The 17,460-nt window shown below is 72.9% G+C and carries 17 protein-coding genes; 6 read left to right on the plus strand and 11 right to left on the minus strand.

Annotated features, from left to right (window positions below; all coding sequences use genetic code 11):
• Positions 1–169: 169 nt before the first annotated feature.
• From ahcY to ACGF4F_RS25440, 9 genes are all read right to left on the minus strand, one after another.
• The gene (ahcY, locus tag ACGF4F_RS25400) at positions 170–1,669 is read right to left on the minus strand and encodes an adenosylhomocysteinase (RefSeq protein WP_357436571.1); all 1,500 of its coding nucleotides are present in this window, start codon (positions 1,667–1,669) and stop codon (positions 170–172) included.
• Between the two features lie 300 nt (positions 1,670–1,969).
• A complete protein-coding gene (manA, locus tag ACGF4F_RS25405; protein ID WP_357436570.1) occupies positions 1,970–3,121 on the minus strand; it encodes a mannose-6-phosphate isomerase, class I in 1,152 nt (383 codons plus the stop codon).
• Positions 3,122–3,123: 2 nt separating this feature from the next.
• A complete protein-coding gene (locus ACGF4F_RS25410) occupies positions 3,124–4,134 on the minus strand; it encodes a cation diffusion facilitator family transporter (protein WP_357436569.1) in 1,011 nt (336 codons plus the stop codon).
• A gap of 28 nt (positions 4,135–4,162) precedes the next feature.
• Positions 4,163–5,359, minus strand: a complete 1,197-nt coding sequence (locus tag ACGF4F_RS25415; RefSeq protein WP_357436567.1) for an SIS domain-containing protein — start codon at positions 5,357–5,359, stop codon at positions 4,163–4,165.
• On the minus strand, positions 5,356–5,568 hold the full coding sequence (locus ACGF4F_RS25420; protein WP_073832817.1) for a Trm112 family protein: 213 nt from the start codon (positions 5,566–5,568) through the stop codon (positions 5,356–5,358). The genes ACGF4F_RS25415 and ACGF4F_RS25420 overlap by 4 nt, the downstream gene beginning before the upstream one ends.
• A gap of 209 nt (positions 5,569–5,777) precedes the next feature.
• On the minus strand, positions 5,778–6,785 hold the full coding sequence (locus ACGF4F_RS25425; protein ID WP_357437156.1) for a hypothetical protein: 1,008 nt from the start codon (positions 6,783–6,785) through the stop codon (positions 5,778–5,780).
• A gap of 239 nt (positions 6,786–7,024) precedes the next feature.
• Positions 7,025–7,711, minus strand: coding sequence for a deoxyribonuclease V (gene nfi / locus ACGF4F_RS25430; protein ID WP_357436566.1), 687 nt, complete (start codon positions 7,709–7,711; stop codon positions 7,025–7,027).
• Entirely contained in the window at positions 7,708–7,875 is a 168-nt protein-coding gene (locus ACGF4F_RS25435; RefSeq protein ID WP_357436564.1) for a hypothetical protein, read from the minus strand. Before ACGF4F_RS25435 ends, nfi begins: the two co-directional genes overlap by 4 nt.
• 158 nt (positions 7,876–8,033) lie before the next feature.
• On the minus strand, positions 8,034–8,246 hold the full coding sequence (locus ACGF4F_RS25440) for a hypothetical protein (RefSeq protein ID WP_357437180.1): 213 nt from the start codon (positions 8,244–8,246) through the stop codon (positions 8,034–8,036).
• Between ACGF4F_RS25440 and ACGF4F_RS25445 the strand changes: the two genes are divergently transcribed.
• Positions 8,212–8,697, plus strand: a complete 486-nt coding sequence (locus tag ACGF4F_RS25445) for an SUKH-3 domain-containing protein (protein WP_393080860.1) — start codon at positions 8,212–8,214, stop codon at positions 8,695–8,697. The two genes, ACGF4F_RS25440 and ACGF4F_RS25445, sit on opposite strands and share 35 nt — an antisense overlap.
• A gap of 17 nt (positions 8,698–8,714) precedes the next feature.
• Here ACGF4F_RS25445 and ACGF4F_RS25450 read toward each other — a convergent pair whose 3' ends face one another.
• A complete protein-coding gene (locus ACGF4F_RS25450; RefSeq protein ID WP_357436561.1) occupies positions 8,715–10,154 on the minus strand; it encodes an aldehyde dehydrogenase family protein in 1,440 nt (479 codons plus the stop codon).
• Positions 10,155–10,293: 139 nt separating this feature from the next.
• Here ACGF4F_RS25450 and ACGF4F_RS25455 point away from each other — a divergent pair, with 139 nt between their 5' ends.
• The 5 genes from ACGF4F_RS25455 to ACGF4F_RS25475 all read left to right on the plus strand — a co-directional run bounded on the left by ACGF4F_RS25455 (position 10,294) and on the right by ACGF4F_RS25475 (position 16,465).
• The gene (locus ACGF4F_RS25455) at positions 10,294–11,730 is read left to right on the plus strand and encodes a gamma-aminobutyraldehyde dehydrogenase (protein ID WP_357436560.1); all 1,437 of its coding nucleotides are present in this window, start codon (positions 10,294–10,296) and stop codon (positions 11,728–11,730) included.
• A 3-nt stretch (positions 11,731–11,733) separates the two neighbouring features.
• On the plus strand, positions 11,734–13,005 hold the full coding sequence (gene gabT / locus ACGF4F_RS25460) for a 4-aminobutyrate--2-oxoglutarate transaminase (RefSeq protein WP_357436558.1): 1,272 nt from the start codon (positions 11,734–11,736) through the stop codon (positions 13,003–13,005).
• Between the two features lie 288 nt (positions 13,006–13,293).
• Entirely contained in the window at positions 13,294–14,574 is a 1,281-nt protein-coding gene (locus ACGF4F_RS25465) for a GAF domain-containing protein (RefSeq protein ID WP_357436557.1), read from the plus strand.
• A 41-nt stretch (positions 14,575–14,615) separates the two neighbouring features.
• Complete coding sequence (gene adh / locus ACGF4F_RS25470; protein ID WP_393080866.1) at positions 14,616–16,121, plus strand: aldehyde dehydrogenase; 1,506 nt, start codon at positions 14,616–14,618, stop codon at positions 16,119–16,121.
• On the plus strand, positions 16,121–16,465 hold the full coding sequence (locus ACGF4F_RS25475) for a DUF779 domain-containing protein (protein ID WP_357436553.1): 345 nt from the start codon (positions 16,121–16,123) through the stop codon (positions 16,463–16,465). Before adh ends, ACGF4F_RS25475 begins: the two co-directional genes overlap by 1 nt.
• A gap of 34 nt (positions 16,466–16,499) precedes the next feature.
• On the opposite strand, the gene ACGF4F_RS25480 is transcribed toward ACGF4F_RS25475, so the two are convergent.
• On the minus strand, positions 16,500–17,381 hold the full coding sequence (locus ACGF4F_RS25480) for an SDR family NAD(P)-dependent oxidoreductase (RefSeq protein ID WP_357436551.1): 882 nt from the start codon (positions 17,379–17,381) through the stop codon (positions 16,500–16,502).
• Positions 17,382–17,460: the final 79 nt, after the last annotated feature.

The raw sequence follows: 17,460 nt of genomic DNA on the forward strand, positions 1-17,460 counted from the left end.
GCTGGTCAGCCCAGCTTTCCCTGACGGTGGCGAGGGTCACCAGGGCCATCCGGCCCCACCCGACCACCGGGAGCCGGCGCGGCGCGCCGGGGCCGGCGGAATTGTCCGCGTACCAGAAAGGGACCGGGACGGCCGCGCGGCGGTCGACCCCGGTCCCTTCGGGTGCGGCTCAGTAGCGGTAGTGCTCCGGCTTGAACGGCCCCTCCTGCGGCACGCCGAGGTAGGCGGCCTGCTCCTTGGAGAGGGTGGTCAGCTTGGCGCCGAGCGCGGCCAGGTGCAGCCGGGCGACCTTCTCGTCCAGGTGCTTGGGAAGCACGTACACGCCGATCGGGTATTCGGCGGTCTTGGTGAAGAGCTCGATCTGGGCGATGGTCTGGTTGGCGAACGAGTTCGACATGACGAAGCTCGGGTGCCCAGTGGCGTTGCCCAGGTTCAGCAGGCGGCCCTCGGAGAGCACGATGATCGCGTGGCCGTCCTCGAACCGCCAGACGTCGACCTGCGGCTTGATGTTCTCCCGGGTCACGTCCGAGCGCTTCGCCAGGCCGGCCATGTCGATCTCGTTGTCGAAGTGGCCGATGTTGCCGACGATCGCCTGGTGCTTCATCCGGGCCATGTGCTCGTTGGTGATGACGTTGAAGCAGCCGGTGGCGGTGATGAAGATGTCGGCCTGCTCGACCACGTCGTCCAGGGTGGCGACCTGGTAGCCGTCCATGGCCGCCTGGAGCGCGCAGATCGGGTCAACCTCGGTCACCACGACCCGGGCACCCTGGCCGCGCAGCGACTCGGCGCAGCCCTTGCCCACGTCGCCGTAGCCGAGCACGACCGCCATCTTGCCGCCGATCAGCACGTCGGTGGCCCGGTTGATGCCGTCGATGAGCGAATGCCGGCAGCCGTACTTGTTGTCGAACTTGCTCTTGGTCACCGAGTCGTTGACGTTGATGGCCGGGAAGAGCAGGGTGCCGTTGCGGTGCATCTCGTAGAGCCGGTGCACGCCGGTGGTGGTCTCCTCGGTCACGCCCTTGATGCCGCCGGCGATCCGGGTCCAGCGCTGGCCGTCCTCGGCGAGCGAGCGGTGCAGCAGCTTGAGGATGACCGCGTACTCCTCGGAGTCGGCGGACTCGACCGGCGGCACGACGCCGGCCTTCTCGAACTCGACGCCCTTGTGCACGAGCAGGGTGGCGTCGCCGCCGTCGTCCAGGATCATGTTGGGGCCCTGCCCGTCCGGCCAGGTGAGCACCTGCTCGGTGCACCACCAGTACTCCTCCAGGCTCTCGCCCTTCCAGGCGTAGACCGGGACGCCGGCGGGGGCCTCGGGAGTGCCGTTCGGGCCGACGACGATCGCGGCGGCGGCGTGGTCCTGGGTGGAGAAGATGTTGCAGGACGCCCAGCGGACCTGCGCGCCGAGCGCCACCAGGGTCTCGATCAGGACGGCGGTCTGGATGGTCATGTGGAGCGAGCCGGTGATTCGCGCGCCGGCGAGCGGCTGGGCGTCGGCGTACTCCCGCCGGATCGCCATCAGACCGGGCATCTCGTGCTCGGCGAGCCGGATCTCCTTGCGCCCGAACGCGGCGAGCGACAGATCCGCCACCTTGTAGTCGCCCTCGGCGAGGGTGGTCGGCCGGGCCTCGGACGACGCGCCGCTGGGGGTCGCCGGGAGGGTGCTGGTCATGGAAGCTCCTGTCGAACGAAGTGCTGCGCAGCTTTACCTTACGCGCGTGGCCTTCTTCACCCGTGCCCGGTTGTCCGATGACGTCCGTTCCGCTCGGCGGACAGCGCACGGGGCGGTCGGTCGTGAACGGACTCTCCGCCCACGGTCCGGCCGCCCCGTGCATCCCCCCGGTTTGGTTCCCCGCGCGTCACCGGACCTTTCGTCGCGACAACGCTGCGTACCCATAGAGTCACACTGAGCGACCGTCGCGTCAAGCTATTTCGGGAAAGTCGGACTCGCCCCAAGTGGGCTGCCCTGCGATCAGCGCAGCCCACAGGTGGCGACGAACGCCTCACCCTCGCCGCCGATCACCAGCGGCCCGCCGGCCGCGGTGCCCACCGCCGCCTGGCCCGGCCCCAGCACCACCGTGCCGACCCCGTCGTCCACCGCGAGCTTGCCGACGCGACAGAGCACCACCCGCGGGCCGGGCAGCGTCAACCGCGCCCCCGGGCCGCCGGCCGTCACCTCGACCCGATGCAGCGCGAAATCCTCCACCGGGACCGGCCAGGTCACCACCCCGGGCGCCACCGCGACCGGCGCGACCACCGGCTCGTCGAGCACCTCGAACCGCAGCACCCGCAGCAACTCGTCCACGTCCACCCGCTTCGGGGTGAGGCCGCCGCGCAGCACGTTGTCGCTGGCCGCCATGATCTCCACGCCGGTGCCGCGCAGATAGGCGTGCAGGTTGCCGGCCGGCATCCAGATCGCCTCGCCCGGGACCAGCCGGACATGGTGCAGCAGCAGCGCCACCAGCACCCCCGGGTCGGCCGGGTAGTCGACCGCCAGGCTCCGGGCCAGCACCGCATCCGGCCCGGCGACGTCCGCCGTCAGCACGGCCGCCACCAGCCCGGCCCGCTCCGCCTCCGGCCAGCTCAGCAGCAGGCGGACGGCCTCCCGCAACCCCGCCGGCCCGGTGCGCAGCGCCGTCACCACCGACTCCAGCACCGGTACGCCGAACGCCGCGAGCGCCGCCGCCGACTCGGCCGGGTCCCGGAACCCGCAGAGCGCCTCGAACTCGGAGAGCGCCACCAGCAGCTCCGGCTTGTGGTACGGGTCGACGTAGTTGACCCGGTCGGTGTCGGCCGCGTGGCCGGCCCGGGCCTGCTCGGCGTCCGGATGGGCCTGGAGGCTGAGCGGGGCGTCCGCGGCCAGCACCTTCAGCAGAAACGGCAGCCGGGTGCCGAACCGGCCGACCACCCGCTCGCCCAGCCAGTGCGCCGGCTCGGCCAGCAGCAGCTCGCTGAGGCTGACCGGGCTGCCGTCCCGGTCCACCGTGGCCGGGGCGCCCGGATGGGCACCCAGCCACAGCTCGGCCTCCGGCCCGTCGCTCGGCGCCGGTCGCCCCTGCAACTCGGCGATCGCGGTACGCGAGCCCCAGGCGTAGTCCCGGATCCGGCCCTGCAACAGCTCCACGGTCAACTCCCAGCCGGCCCGGCCGCCTCACCCGGTCCGGCCTCGTCGGGCTGCGGGACCGCGGTGTGCGAGGCCGAACCGCTGCCGGCCCGGTCCGCCGCCGCACTGTAGATGTCGGGCTCCAGATAGATGACCCGGGCGATCGGCACAGCGGAACGGATCCGCGCCTCCACGGCGTTGATACCCCGGGCCAGTTCCTCGGCCGTCTCGCAGGGCGGCACGGCGATCTTCGCGGCCACCATCAGCTCCTCCGGCCCCAGGTAGAGGGTCTTCATGTGAATGATCCGCTCCACCTCCGGGCCGGCGGTGACGGCCCGCTCGATCGCGGCCAGGTCCTTCGGCTCGGCGCCCTCACCCAGCAGCAGGCTCTTCGTCTCGACGGCCAGGATGATCGCGATGGCCACCAGCAGCACGCCGATCATCGCCGTGCCGAGGGCGTCCCACCGGCCGTTGCCGGTGGCCAGCGTCATGCCGACGCCGAAGAGCGCGAAGACCAGACCGACCAGCGCGCCGAAGTCCTCCAGCAGCACCACCGGCAGCTCCGGGGCCTTGGCCCGGCGGATGAAGTGCACCCACGACTGCTTGCCCCGGATCTGGTTGGACTCCTTGATGGCCGTACGGAAGGAGAAGCCCTCCATCACGATCGCGACCACCAGCACGATCACCGGCACCGCCTGCCACTTGGTGATCGCCTCCGGGTGCGACCACTTGTGGTACGCCTCGTACAGCGCGAACAGACCACCAAGGCTGAACAGCACGATCGACACGATGAACGCGTAGATGTAGCGCTCCCGGCCGTAGCCGAACGGGTGCTGCGGAGTGGCCTCCCGCTGGGCCCGCCGGCCGCCGAGCAGCAGCAGCCCCTGGTTGCCGGAGTCGGCGACCGAGTGGATCGACTCGGCCAGCATCGACGACGAGCCGGTCAGCAGGAACGCGACGAACTTGGTGACGGCGATGCCGATGTTGGCCAGCAGGGCGGCGACGATCGCCCTCGTGCCCCCGTTCGCGCTCACGCCGCCGCCTCGCTGATGGTTCGCTCGCTCACGGGTTTGCCAGCTCCTTCATCTCCGTGACGGCCGGTACGGCCATCGGGTCCAGCCCGTGGGCCAGGGCGAGGTAGACCGAGGCGAAGTCCGGGACCGCGATCAGCGAGGCGAGCCGCTCCAGCGCCGACCCGCCCTCAGCGGTGACCACGTCGCAGCGCACCCCGCGCCGCTCGGCGAGGGTCTGCACCGCATCGGCCCGGCGTTCCTCCACGGCCAGCGGCTCGTCGGTGTCGTCCTCGGCGTTCAGGCCGCCGTCGCGCAGCAGCACCAACCGCAGCCGGGTGGCATCGCCGCCGACCTCGTCCGGGTCGGCGAAGATGTCCCGCTCCCCCTCGGCCAGCCCACCGAAGACGCCGTCGAGCAGGCCGACCCGGCCCCGGCCCGCCTCGCCCAGCGCCCCGGCGGTCACCGGGTAGCGGGCGTTGGCCGAGAGCGTGTCACCGAACCGGCGGGCAGCCACCGTGGCCAGCGGGGACGAACCCCACACGATCGGGATCGACCCGGCCAGGCCCAGGGCCAGCGACTTCGCCGGGTTGACGAAGGACTCGGCGGTAGGCCGGGACCGGTCGGCGTCCGCGTCCAGCCGGGCCGCCGTCTCGGCCAGGTCCGCCTCGTTGACCTTCACCAGCCCGAGCGTACGGGCGGCGAGCAGGACCGGAACGGTGAGCGCCCAGAGACTGGCCCGCGCCGGGGCGCGCCGGGGCACCGGGATGAACGGCGCCCGGGCCCGCTCGGCCACCGACTGCAACTGGGAGTCCGGTGCACCGACGGCGACCAGCCGGGCCCCCCGCCGGTGCGCGGCCTCGGCGGCACCCAGCGCCTCGGGACTGCGGCCGGAGGCGCTGACCGCGATCACCACGTCCGCCGCGCCCACCCAGCCCGGGACACCGGCGCTGCGGTGCGGGATGACGGGCACCGGGCAGCGCGGCCCGGCGACCGTGGCCAGCACGTCCCCGGTCCGCCCGGCGGTGCCGATGCCCGCGATGACCACTGCCCGCGGCCGCCCCTCGTCGGCGAGCACGCTCAGATTCGCCTCAGCCGCCAGCGCCGCCGACTCGCGTACCTGGGCGCCGGCCGAGGCGGTGAACCGGAGCATGCCGCCGGGATCCTGCTCGGCGAGCAGATCCGGGTTGTCCAGCAGCGACTCGTCCGCGTGCCGATGGCCGCTGACCCCGGCCGTACCCTCCATCACCGCTGCGACCCCGAACCGCCGCGCGCGTCGTCGCCCGCGGGCCCGCCGCGCGCCTCGTCCAGCAGCAGGACCGGCACGTCATCGCGGACCTCAAAGATCCGGCCGCACTCCGTACAGGTCAGCGTCTGCGCCTGCGGGTCGTAGTCGAGCGGGGCGTGGTGCGTGTCCGGGCAGGCGAGGATCTCGAGCAACTGCGGGTCCAGGGCCACGGCGCGGCTCCTTCCACGTATGCGGTCTCACCGGTCGGCGGTGCCGTCCGGCGCACGCGATCTTATCGGCGAACCTGTGCCGGCACCGCGCCACCGAGCGAGATCATCTCGACCTCCTCGAACGCCCACCGGCCGCCGTGGCGGCGACACCACTCATGTCGCCACCACACACCGTCACCGTAACCCCCGACGGGCGGCCGGGCCCGGGCTCAGCGGGGTGGGCGGGGCAGCACCGTGGTGGCGTCGCCGCCGGCAGGCGCCGGCGGTTCGCCACCCGGGCGGTCTCCCCCGGCGGGAGCGCCGTACACGTTGCCGGTCGGGCGGGGCGCCGCGGCCCCGCCGTAGACGGTGGAGGTGGCCGGCTGCTGCCCGTACACCTGGCCCGCCGGGGCCCCGGAGCGGTACGTGGTGCCGGCGCTGCGCGGCAGCGGGACCGGCGGGTAGCCGATGCCCCCCTCGGCTGATTTCTCCGCCCGGTTGCGGCGCACCAGCAGCACGATGAGGGCGGCGCCGACGAGCACCAGGGCGATACCGACCCACATGATCGGGGAACCTCCGGAGGATGTCTCGGCCGCCGCGGCGCTGGCCCCGGCGGTCGGGGCGAGCGCGGCCGCCACGGCGGTCCCGCGGTCGGCCTCGCCCGCCGGCGTCGTCGCGGCGCTCGGGGTGGGGGTCGGGGACGGCTTCCGAGTCGGCGTCGGGGACGGCGTCACGGCCTTCGCCCCGCCCACCACGCGGGCCTCATCGGCTGCCCGGCCGATTTCCCGGCCGACCGCGGTGGTCGCCTCGCCGACGACGATCACCCGCCCGCCGGGCGCGCCGTTCAGAAAGGCGACCCGGTAGCGGACCGTGATCTCCTTGCCCTCGCACAGGTTCGGCTTGGCCGGGGACGTGGACGATGTGCGCACCGTGCCACCGCCACCGGAGACGGGCACCGGCCACCAGCGCCCGTCATAGTTGACGTGCACTTCGACCTGGTTGGCCGCGAGGCCGTCGAGCCGCAGGCCCAACGTGGTCCGCAGCAGCACACAGCCGTCGGTACGCTTGCGCACCTCGACCGCCACCGTGCCGGGCGATCCGCCGACCTTGAAGCTGTCCCCGACGCGCACCGATACCCGGTCGTCCTCGGCGAACGCCGGAGACGCACCGACGGCCACCAGGCCGCCCAGCATCACGCCGACCATGGCCAGCCGCGTCGCATGCCGCCCCACCGACATCTCCACCTCACCGCATCCACCCCGTCCGGGTCCGCCGGTCAGGGTACTACCGGGCCTGGCCGGCACCCGCCCATCGAGCGCTCCACATGTGCGCCGCGACACCTCCTCCGGCCCCGACACCCTCGACGCCCGCTAGTCAGGGCAGCCCGCCGACAGCCGCCGGTGAGCGCGCCGGTGGACGCCCGGCGACGGACGATCGGGGCCCTGCGGACAGCCGCCTGGCGAGCGGTGGCGGACCGTCAGGCGAGGGCGGCGGCCAGTGTCCGCCGGCACAGCCGGTCGGCCGCCCGGGTGGTCTCCGGCAGCCGGTAGCGCGGCGTCAACGCGAGCACCCGGTCGACGGCGTTGTTCAGGCTCATCCGATGGCCGACGCTCACGAACACCGGCTTCACCCCGTCCCGGGTACGCAGCACCCGGCCGACCACCTCACCGCCGTCGCGCAGCGGCGTCCAGGCCCCCCGCTCCGGGCCCGGCTCGTCCCACTCGCCGACCAGCGGGGTCTTGCCGACGCCGATCGCGGGCAGCCCGGTGACCAGGCCGAGATGGCAGGCCAGCCCGAACCGGCGCGGGTGTGCCAGCCCGTGCCCGTCGCAGACCAGCAGGTCGGGGCGGACGGTCAGCCGGTCCAGGGCCTCCAGCAACGCGGGCAGCTCGCGGAAGGCGAACAGCCCCGGCACGTACCCGAAGGCGGGCCGGCCCACGCTGACCGCCTCGTCGACCACGGCCAGGGTGCCGGCGTCCAGCACGGTGACGGCCGCCGCGAGCCGGTCACCGCCCTCCGCGTACGCGACGTCGAGGCCGGCCACCGTCGTGGGCGCGGTCGGTCCCGGCCCGACCAGATCCACCCGCGACCGCAACTCCTCCTGTACGCGCAGCGCCTCCGCGACGTCGGCCGGTGGCCGGTACGGGATTCCCCCGGCCGTCACGGCCGGTCGGACTTCCGGCCGACGCCGGTGAACGCGATCCCGAACGCCACTCCGATCCCGATACCCATGGCGATGCCTCCGGCGCCACCGATGGTGAGCAGCCCGATCACCAGGCCCAGCACGATCCCCGTCGCCCAGAGAGCGGCCTTCCGCGTACGCGTCACCACCTCACGGTAGCCAGCGGATCAGTCTCGGGCCGGGCAGAGGTCCGCACGGGCCTCTTCGGCCCACCGCTCGCGCAGCAGATCGGCGTGCCCGGTGCCCAGGTCCGGTGTCGCGGCCACCAGGTCGCCGAGCCACCCGCAGCGCAGTTACCCCCTGCTCAAGGGGCGGTGGTGGCGATGGTCGGGTCAGCGCCCGGGTCACCGGCCCGCTGCAGCTGCTCCTCGAACATCACGAACGTCCGCCGCCGGATGCCCTTGATCAGCGCCGCCTCCTCGGCGGTGAAGGGAAGGGCAGCCCAGAAGTACTCACGCTGACGCCGGATGATGCCCTTACGAATGGCCGATCCGGGTCGCTTTCCCAGCGAGGTCACCAACGCGCTGGTGCTTGCCGGTTGGCGTCCGCACTTCGGCGATGAGGTGCTGGCCACGGCATCAGTGCGAGACGTGACGGCCGTGGCCGGCAAGAGGCAGCATCACCAGGTGTTCCCAGCCGCAATGCGGACCCTAACCGCGTTCCCAGGTCTCGTGACCGGACGCAAGGGCCCCGGTGAACAGGTATGGATCTCCCGATTCAACATCCGTCCACGCCACGTGGCCCATACAGCCGACACGCTCGCCGATTTCGCCCAGGTGCTGGGTGTAGGGCTCTTTCCACTCGGGACGGAGCGCCAGGAGAGCATCATCGCCGTCGACGAGCAAGGGCGGATCTTCGCGCTCGACCAGGCCGGCGAGTGGTTCCTCGGCCCGGACATCGACGCCGCCCTGACCACCCTGCTGCTCGGCCGCGCCCCCGCCCGGGTACGTGACGACGGCACCTGGTGACCGGGCGGGCCGGGAAGCTACAGCGCCAGCCCGGTCAGGACCATCACGCGCGGCTCGGTGTAGTCCTCCATCGCGCTGCGCAGCCCTTCCCGCCCGACGCCGGAGCCCTTCACCCCGCCGTACGGCATCTGGTCGGCCCGGTACGACGGCACGTCTCCCACGATCACCCCGCCGACGTCGAGCGTCCGGGACGCCAGGAACGCGGTCTGCAGGTTGTGCGTGAAGACGCCGGCCTGCAGCCCGTACGCCGAGTCGTTGACGGCGGCGAACGCGGCCTGGTCGCTCTCGACCCGGGCGACCACCAGCACCGGCCCGAACACCTCTTCCGCACTGACCTTGGCCGACGAAGGCACCCCGGTCAGCACGGTCGGCGGGTAGGTCGCGCCCTCCCGCCGGCCGCCGACCTCGATGGTGGCGCCGGCGGCGACCGCCTCGTCCACCCACGCCTCGACCCGCTCGGCCGCCGCGACGGAGACCAGCGGGCCGACGTCGGTCAGTTCGGAGGTCGGGTCTCCGGTCCGCAGCGCCTCCACCGCCGCGACCAGCCGGGGCAGGAAGCCGTCGTAGAGCCATTCGTGCACGTACACCCGCTGCACGGCGATGCACGACTGCCCGGCCTGATAGTTGGAGAAGGTGGCGATCCGGTGCGCGGCGAAGGTCAGGTCCTCGTCGGAGCTCCAGTCCTCGCAGATCACCGCCGCCGCGTTGCCGCCGAGTTCGAGGGTCACGTGCTTGTCGGGGACGGCCCGGCGGATGGCCGCGCCGACCGGCCCGGAGCCGGTGAACGACACCACCGGCAGCCGGGGGTCGGCGACGAGTTCGGCGGCGCGCTCGTTGGGCAGCGGCAGCACCGAGAACATCCCCTCGGGCAGCTCGGTCTCGGCGAGGATCTCGCCGAGCAGCAGCGCGGACAGCGGGGTGGCCGGGGCCGGCTTGACGACGATCGGCGCGCCGACGGCGATGGCCGGGGCGACCTTGTGCGCGACCAGGTTCAGCGGGAAGTTGAACGGCGCGATGCCCAGCACGGGCCCCTTCGGCACCCGCCGGACCAGCGCGATCCGCCCGGTCGCCGCCGGGTCGGTGTCCAGGCGTTGCAGTTCACCGGAGAAACGCCGGGCCTCCTCGGCCGCCCACCGGAACGTCGAGACCGCCCGACCCACCTCGGCCTTCGCCCACTTGACCGGCTTGCCGTTCTCGGCGGTGATCAGCGTGGCGACCTCGTCGGCGCGTTCGGCGAGCCGGCGGGAGACGTGGTCCAGCGCCGCCGCGCGGGCGTGCGCGGGCAGGGCCGCGGCCGCCGCGGCCACGCCGGCGGCTGCCGCGACGGCGGCCTCGACCTGGTCGGGCGTGGCGAGGGTGGTACGCCCGACCGTCCGGCCGTCGTACGGGTGGGTGACGGTCAGCTCGCCCTCGCCGTGAACGGGGCGGCCGGCGACGAAGAAGGCTCTCGGCTCCACGACCGGCAGCGTAGACGACGCCACCCTCACGCGGAAACAGTTGCCTTAGCCCTTGTCTGTTGCGAATTCAGTAGCCAAGATGGCAGTCAGATTGCGATAACCTCCGCTGACCTTCCCCGGCCACCCTCGGAGACTTCTGATGAGTGATCAGCAACAGCTGCGCAACTTCGTCAACGGCGAGTACGTCGACCCGGTGGACGGCGGCTACGCCGACCTGATCGACCCGTGCACCGGGGAGGTCTTCGCCCAGGCGCCGGTCTCGGGAGCCGCGGACGTGGACGCGGCGATGAAGGCCGCCGCCGCGGCGTTCGAGACGTGGCGGGACACCACCCCGGCCGAGCGGCAGAAGGCCCTGCTCAAGCTCGCCGACGCGGTCGAGGCCCGCGCCGCCGACCTGGTCGACGCCGAGGTACGCAACACCGGCAAGCCGCGCCAGCTCACCGCCGACGAGGAGCTGCCCCCGGCCGTCGACGAGTTCCGCTTCTTCGCCGGCGCCGCCCGCCTGCTGGAGGGCCGCTCGGCCGGCGAGTACCTGGCGGGCCACACCTCGTACGTGCGGCGCGAGCCGCTCGGCGTCTGCGCCCAGGTCACCCCGTGGAACTACCCGCTGATGATGGCGGTCTGGAAGATCGCCCCGGCGCTGGCCGCCGGCAACACCGTGGTGCTCAAGCCGTCCGACACCACCCCGGTGTCGACGCTGCTGCTGGCCGAGATCGCTTCCGAGTTCTTCCCGCCGGGCGTGTTCAACGTGATCTGCGGCAACCGGGACACCGGCCGAGCCCTCGTCGCCCACCCGACGCCGCAGCTAGTGTCGATCACCGGCTCGACCCGGGCCGGCATGGAGGTCGCCGCCGCGGCGGCGCCGGACCTCAAGCGGACCCACCTGGAGCTGGGCGGCAAGGCCCCGGTGGTGCTCTTCGACGACGCGGACATCGCGGCGGCGGCCGAGGCGATCGCGGTGGGCGGCTACTTCAACGCCGGCCAGGACTGCACCGCCGCGACCCGGGTGCTCGCCGGTCCCGGCGTCTACGACGACTTCGTCGCCGCCCTCGCCGAGCAGGCCCGCAACACGAAGACCGGCGCGCCGGACGACGAGGACGTGCTCTACGGCCCGCTGAACAACGCCAACCAGCTCGCCCGGGTACGCGGCTTCCTGGACCGGTTGCCCGGCCACGCGAAGGTCGAGACCGGCGGCTCGCAGGTCGGCGAGCGCGGCTATTTCTACGCCCCGACGGTGGTGTCCGGGGTGCAGCAGGCCGACGAGATCATCCAGGACGAGGTGTTCGGCCCGGTCATCACGGTGCAGCGTTTCTCGGATGAGGACGAGGCGGTGCGCTGGGCCAACGGCGTCGAGTACGGCCTGTCCGCCTCGGTATGGACCAAGGACCACGGCCGGGCGATGCGGATGACCCGTCGGCTCGACTTCGGCTGCGTCTGGGTGAACACCCACATCCCGTTCATCTCTGAGATGCCGCACGGCGGCTTCAAGCACTCAGGGCACGGCAAGGACCTCTCGGTCTACAGCCTGGAGGACTACACCCGGATCAAGCACGTCATGCACAACATCGAAGGCTGAGCCATGACGTCGAGCGAGGAACTGCACAAGCGGCGGGGCGCGGCGGTCGCCCGTGGGGTCGGGAGCGTCATCCCGGCGTACGTGGACCGGGCCGGCGGCGGCACGATCACCGACGTCGACGGTCGGGAGTGGATCGACTTCGCCGCCGGCATCGCGGTCACCAACGTCGGCAACTCCGCCCCACGGGTGGTCGAGGCGGTCAAGGCGCAGGTCGAGCGCTTCACCCACACCTGCTTCATGGTCGCCCCCTACGAGTCGTACGTGGCGGTGTGCGAGCAGCTCAACGCGCTGACGCCGGGAGGCTTCGAAAAGCGCTCGGCGCTGTTCAACTCGGGTGCCGAGGCGGTGGAGAACGCCGTGAAGATCGCCCGGCACGCCACCGGGCGGCCGGCGGTGGTGGTCTTCGACCACGCGTACCACGGCCGGACCAACCTGACCATGGCGCTGACCGCGAAGAACATGCCGTACAAGCACCGGTTCGGGCCGTTCGCCGGGGAGATCTACCGGGTGCCGATGTCGTACCCGCTGCGCGACGGTGGGCTCGACGGTGCGACCGCCGCGGCCCGGGCGATCGAGCTGGTGGAGAAGCAGGTCGGCGCGGAGAACGTGGCCGCCCTGCTGATCGAGCCGATCCAGGGCGAGGGCGGCTTCGTCGTACCCGCGGAGGGGTTCCTGCCGGCGCTGCGCGAGTGGGCGACAGCCACCGGGGTGGTCTTCGTGGCCGACGAGATCCAGACCGGGTTCTGCCGGACCGGGGACTGGTTCGCCTGCCAGCACGAGGGCGTCGAGCCGGACCTGGTAACCCTGGCCAAGGGCATCGCCGGCGGTCTGCCGCTGGCCGCCGTGACCGGGCGGGCGGAGCTGATGGACGCGGTGCACGTCGGCGGTCTCGGCGGCACGTACGGCGGCAACCCGATCGCCTGTGCCGCCGCGCTGGCGGCTATCGAGACCATGCACGAGCTGGACCTGGCCGCCGCCGCCCGGCGGATCGGCGCGACCATGGTCGACCGGCTGCGGGCGATCGCCGCCCGCGACCCGCGCGTCGCCGAGGTACGCGGGCGCGGCGCGATGCTCGCCGTGGAGATCGTGCAGCCGGGCAGCCTGACCCCGGACCCGGCCGCCACGGCGGCGATCTCGGCGGCCTGCCACGCCGCCGGCCTGCTCACCCTCACCTGCGGCACGTACGGCAACGTGCTGCGTTTCCTGCCCCCGCTCGTCATCCCCGACGAGGAGTTGATCCGGGGCCTGGACATCCTGGACGCGGCGTTCGGCTGACCGGCGGTCAGCACCTGTTCGTGGCACACCATGGGTGCCATCCCCCCCAGGCCGCCCATGGTGTGCCACCCACGGCCGGCAGCGGGCGGAGGCGCCCGCCCGCGGCCGGGTCGCGGGCCGCCGGAACCGGCGAATGTCGACGCAGCGGAATCTCGGGATCACTGCGGGCGGCGGTCCCGAGGATGCGCTGCGCGTTTGCGACCGAGGCGGCAACTTGTCGACGACAAGATGGCGACGGCTTGGCGATCCCGGGTGAGGTGGGTCACGATGGGCGCGAGGAGGTCGCCGATGGCTGACCCGTGGCTCGCCCTGGAATTCGGTGCCGATCCGGCGGAGCGGATCGCGCAGGTCGGCGCCGCCCACGAAGCGTTCCTCACCGGTCGGGCGCCGGACCGCGTCCGCGAGGTGGTCCGGCGCTCGTGGGAGCGGTCGGCGCTGCTGGACCCGGAGACCACCGCGCCGGTCGACCTCACCGACGCCGCGCTGGAGAGTTACCGGACGGGGCACCCGCTGGCCCGGGTGCTGCCGCTCTTCCGTGACCTGCTCGGCGGCATCGCCCTCGACGGCGCGCACCTGATGGCGGTCTGCGACGCGTACGGGCGGCTGCTCTGGGTGGAGGGCCATCCGGGGGTGCTCCGGCACGCGGAGCGGATGAACTTCGTGCCCGGCGCCCGCTGGGACGAGACCCACGCCGGCACCAACGCTCCCGGCACGGCCCTCGCCGTCGACCACAGCGTGCAGATCTTCGCCACCGAGCACTTCGTCCGGCCGGTGCAGCGCTGGACCTGCGCCGCCGCCCCGATCCACGACCCGGCCACCGGCCGGCTGCTCGGCGCGGTCGACATCACCGGCGGCGACCACCTGGCCAACCCGCAGAGCCTCGCCCTGGTCCGGGCCACCGCGCGGGCCGCCGAGGCGTTCCTGGCCAACGCCGCGCCGCCCGAACCCGACGTGGTGCACGTCGCCGCGCTCGGCCGTGACGAGGCGGAGCTGCGGGTCGGCGGCCGGCGTATCCGGCTCGGCCGGCGGCACAGCGAACTGCTGGTCCTGCTGCTCGACCACCCCGAGGGTCGCACCGGCGAACAGCTCGGCCTCGACCTCTACGGCGACGACCGGCTGCACCCGGTCACCCTGCGCGCCGAACTGTCCCGACTGCGCCGGGCGCTCGGCGAGGAACTGCTCGACTCCCGCCCGTACCGGCTGCGGCCGGCCGTGCGCGCGGACTTCCGCACCGTCACGGAGCTGCTGGAACGCGGCGACCCGGCGGGGGCGCTGCAGGCGTACCCCGGGCCGTTGCTGCCCGGGTCGGACGCGCCCGGAGTGGCGCGACTGCGCCGGCTGGTCGACGGGCAGCTCCGCGCGGCCGTGCTGGCCGGCACGGACCCGGCGCTGCTCGCGGCCTGGACCGCGACGCCCACCGGCGCCGACGACCTCACCGCCTGGCAGGCCCTGGCGCGGGCATTGCCGCCGGGCGCGCCCCGCCGGCCGCTCGCCGTCGCGCGGGCCCGCCAACTCGCCGAGGAGTACGACCTGCCGCGCGCAACGTCCCTGCAACGTCGCGGAAACTAACGTCCCTCGCCATCCACCCCTGACGGACGGCGGAGGTACCCATGACGCGCTACGACGCCCCCACCCACTGGCAGTCCCGCTACGACCACTTCATCGGCGGCGAATACGTGAAGCCGCACGGCGGCCGGTACTTCGAGAACCCCAGCCCGGTGACCGGGCAAACCTTCTGCGAGGTAGCCCGGGGCACCGCTGAGGACGTCGAGAAGGCCCTCGACGCCGCGCACGGCGCGGCCGATGCCTGGGGCCGCACCTCGGTCGCCGAGCGATCCGTCATTCTCAACAAGATCGCCGACCGGATGCAGGAGCACCTCGAATCCCTCGCCGTCGCCGAGACCTGGGAGAACGGCAAGCCGGTACGGGAGACCCTGGCCGCCGACATCCCCCTCGCGATCGACCACTTCCGCTACTTCGCCGGGGCGATCCGGGCCCAGGAGGGCTCCCTCGGCGAGCTCGACGACGACACCGTGGCGTACCACTTCCACGAGCCGCTCGGCGTGGTCGGGCAGATCATCCCGTGGAACTTCCCGCTGCTCATGGCGACCTGGAAGCTGGCCCCGGCCCTGGCGGCCGGCAACGCGGTGGTGCTCAAGCCCGCCGAGCAGACCCCGGCGTCGATCCACTACCTGCTCTCGCTCGTCGCTGACCTGCTGCCGCCGGGCGTGGTCAACGTGGTCAACGGCTTCGGCGTCGAGGCGGGCAAGCCGCTGGCCTCCTCACCCCGGGTGGCGAAGGTGGCGTTCACCGGCGAGACCACCACCGGGCGGCTGATCATGCAGTACGCCAGCGAGAACATCAAGCCGGTCACCCTGGAACTGGGCGGCAAGAGCCCGAACATCTTCTTCGACGACGTCAGCGCCGCCCGCGACGACTTCTTCGACAAGGCCCTCGAGGGCTTCACCATGTTCGCCCTCAACCAGGGCGAGGTGTGCACCTGCCCGTCCCGGGCGCTGATCCAGCAGGGCCACTACTCGGACTTCCTCGCCGCGGCGGTCGAGCGGACGAAGGCCGTGCGCCAGGGCCACCCCCTGGACACCGAGACGATGATCGGGGCGCAGGCTTCGAACGACCAGCTGGAGAAAATTTTGTCCTACCTGGACATCGGCCGGCAGGAGGGCGCGAAGGTGCTGACCGGCGGCGAGCGGGCCGACCTGGGCGGCGAGCTGTCCGGCGGGTACTACGTGCAGCCGACCGTCTTCGAGGGTGACAACTCGATGCGGATCTTCCAGGAGGAGATCTTCGGTCCGGTGGTCTCGGTGACCTCCTTCGCCGACCTGGACGACGCCGTGAAGATCGCCAACGACACCCTGTACGGCCTCGGCGCGGGCGTCTGGACCCGGGACCTCAACACCGCGTACCGGGCCGGACGGTCGATCCAGGCCGGCCGGGTCTGGACCAACTGCTACCACGCCTACCCGGCACACGCCGCGTTCGGCGGATACAAGCAGTCCGGCATCGGCCGGGAGAACCACAAGATGATGCTGGAGCACTACCAGCAGACCAAGAACCTGCTGGTCAGCTACTCCCCGAAGAAGCTGGGCTTCTTCTGATGGCCGACCCGGTCACCCTGACCCCCGCAGCGGCCGACCTGATCCGGTCGCTGCGTGGCCAGCACGGCGCGATCATGTTCCACCAGTCCGGCGGCTGCTGCGACGGCAGCGCCCCGATGTGCTACCCGGCCGGCGAGTTCCGCACCGGCGGTTCGGACATCCTGCTGGCGTCGCTCGACGTCGACGGCGTCCCCGAGCCCGTCGAGTTCTGGATGTCCGCCGCCCAGTGGGAGCTGTGGAAGCACACCCGGCTCATCATCGACGTGGTTCCCGGCCGGGGCAGCGGCTTCTCCCTCGAGGCCCCGGAGGGGGTCCGCTTCCTCATCCGCTCCCGACTCGCCTGACCGTCCGGGACCTCCCGACCACGGGAGGCCCCGGCTAACGGTCGGGCGTGCGGTTCTCGTCGAGCATGCCGCGCATGACCACGCTCATCATTCGGACCCGCAGGGGGCGCGGCAGCGGCCGCAGGGACCAGGTGAGCAGCTTCGCCAGGCCGCCGGGCAGCACCGTGCCCCGGCGGCCGAGCGCGTTGAGGACGGGAGCCGCCACGTCGGCGGGGCGGGCGGCCAGCGCCATCCGCATCCCCGCCCGGGCGGCGAAGCCGCTGTGCACCGGGCCGGGCGCCGCCGCCAGCACGTCGACGCCGAGCGGCTTCCACTCCACGTGCAGCGCCTCGGCGAACGCCTGCACGTACGCCTTGGTGGCCGCGTACGAGGCGGCGTGCGGGGCGCCCTGGAAGCCGACCAGCGAGGCCAGCAGCACCACGCCCCCGCGGCCGCGCGCGGCCAGTCGCCGCCCGAACCGCTGGGTCAGCGCCAGCACCGCCCGGCAGTTGACGTCCAGCATCTCCGCCTCGACCGAGGGGTCCGCGTCCAGGAACGACCCGGAGGTGCCGAACCCGGCGGCGGCCACCAGCAGCCCGACGTCGAGGTCCGTGCTGCCGGCGACGGCCGCGTCCACCCCGGCCGGCGTGGCCAGGTCGGCGTCGACCACCCGGGCCTGGACGCCGTACCGGTCGGTGAGCTCGTCGGCCAGCGTGAGCAGGGCGTCCCGCCGCCGGGCGACGAGGACGAGGTGCAGCCCGGCGGCGGCGAGCACCTCGGCGATCTCTCGCCCGATGCCCGACGACGCACCGGTGACGAGCGCCCAGGGACCGTACCGGGCGCGGAACCGGTCCGGGTGGCGCAGCCGGCGCGGGATTCGCGGCACGGCAGCGGAGGTCGGCCCGTCGATCCGCGTGGCGGTCTCCTCCGGCGGCATGACGGACCACCCCTTCCCCGGCTGACGATCCCTGCTGGTCACGATTCCCGGGTCAGCGGGTGGCGGTCCACCGCGATCG

The sequence above is a fragment of the Micromonospora sp. NPDC047740 genome (assembly GCF_043204735.1).
Taxonomy (GTDB): Bacteria; Actinomycetota; Actinomycetes; order Mycobacteriales; family Micromonosporaceae; genus Micromonospora.

Bases quoted from the DNA above. Each gene is read 5' to 3' on its own strand.
- ahcY (WP_357436571.1), bottom strand. From the start codon at position 1,669: ATGACCAGCACCCTCCCGGCGACCCCCAGCGGCGCGTCGTCCGAGGCC.
- ACGF4F_RS25425 (WP_357437156.1), bottom strand. From the start codon at position 6,785: ATGTCGGTGGGGCGGCATGCGACGCGGCTGGCCATGGTCGGCGTGATG.
- ACGF4F_RS25445 (WP_393080860.1), top strand. From the start codon at position 8,212: ATGGCCGATCCGGGTCGCTTTCCCAGCGAGGTCACCAACGCGCTGGTG.
- ACGF4F_RS25455 (WP_357436560.1), top strand. From the start codon at position 10,294: ATGAGTGATCAGCAACAGCTGCGCAACTTCGTCAACGGCGAGTACGTC.
- gabT (WP_357436558.1), top strand. From the start codon at position 11,734: ATGACGTCGAGCGAGGAACTGCACAAGCGGCGGGGCGCGGCGGTCGCC.
- ACGF4F_RS25465 (WP_357436557.1), top strand. From the start codon at position 13,294: ATGGCTGACCCGTGGCTCGCCCTGGAATTCGGTGCCGATCCGGCGGAG.
- adh (WP_393080866.1), top strand. From the start codon at position 14,616: ATGACGCGCTACGACGCCCCCACCCACTGGCAGTCCCGCTACGACCAC.
- ACGF4F_RS25475 (WP_357436553.1), top strand. From the start codon at position 16,121: ATGGCCGACCCGGTCACCCTGACCCCCGCAGCGGCCGACCTGATCCGG.
- ACGF4F_RS25480 (WP_357436551.1), bottom strand. From the start codon at position 17,381: ATGCCGCCGGAGGAGACCGCCACGCGGATCGACGGGCCGACCTCCGCT.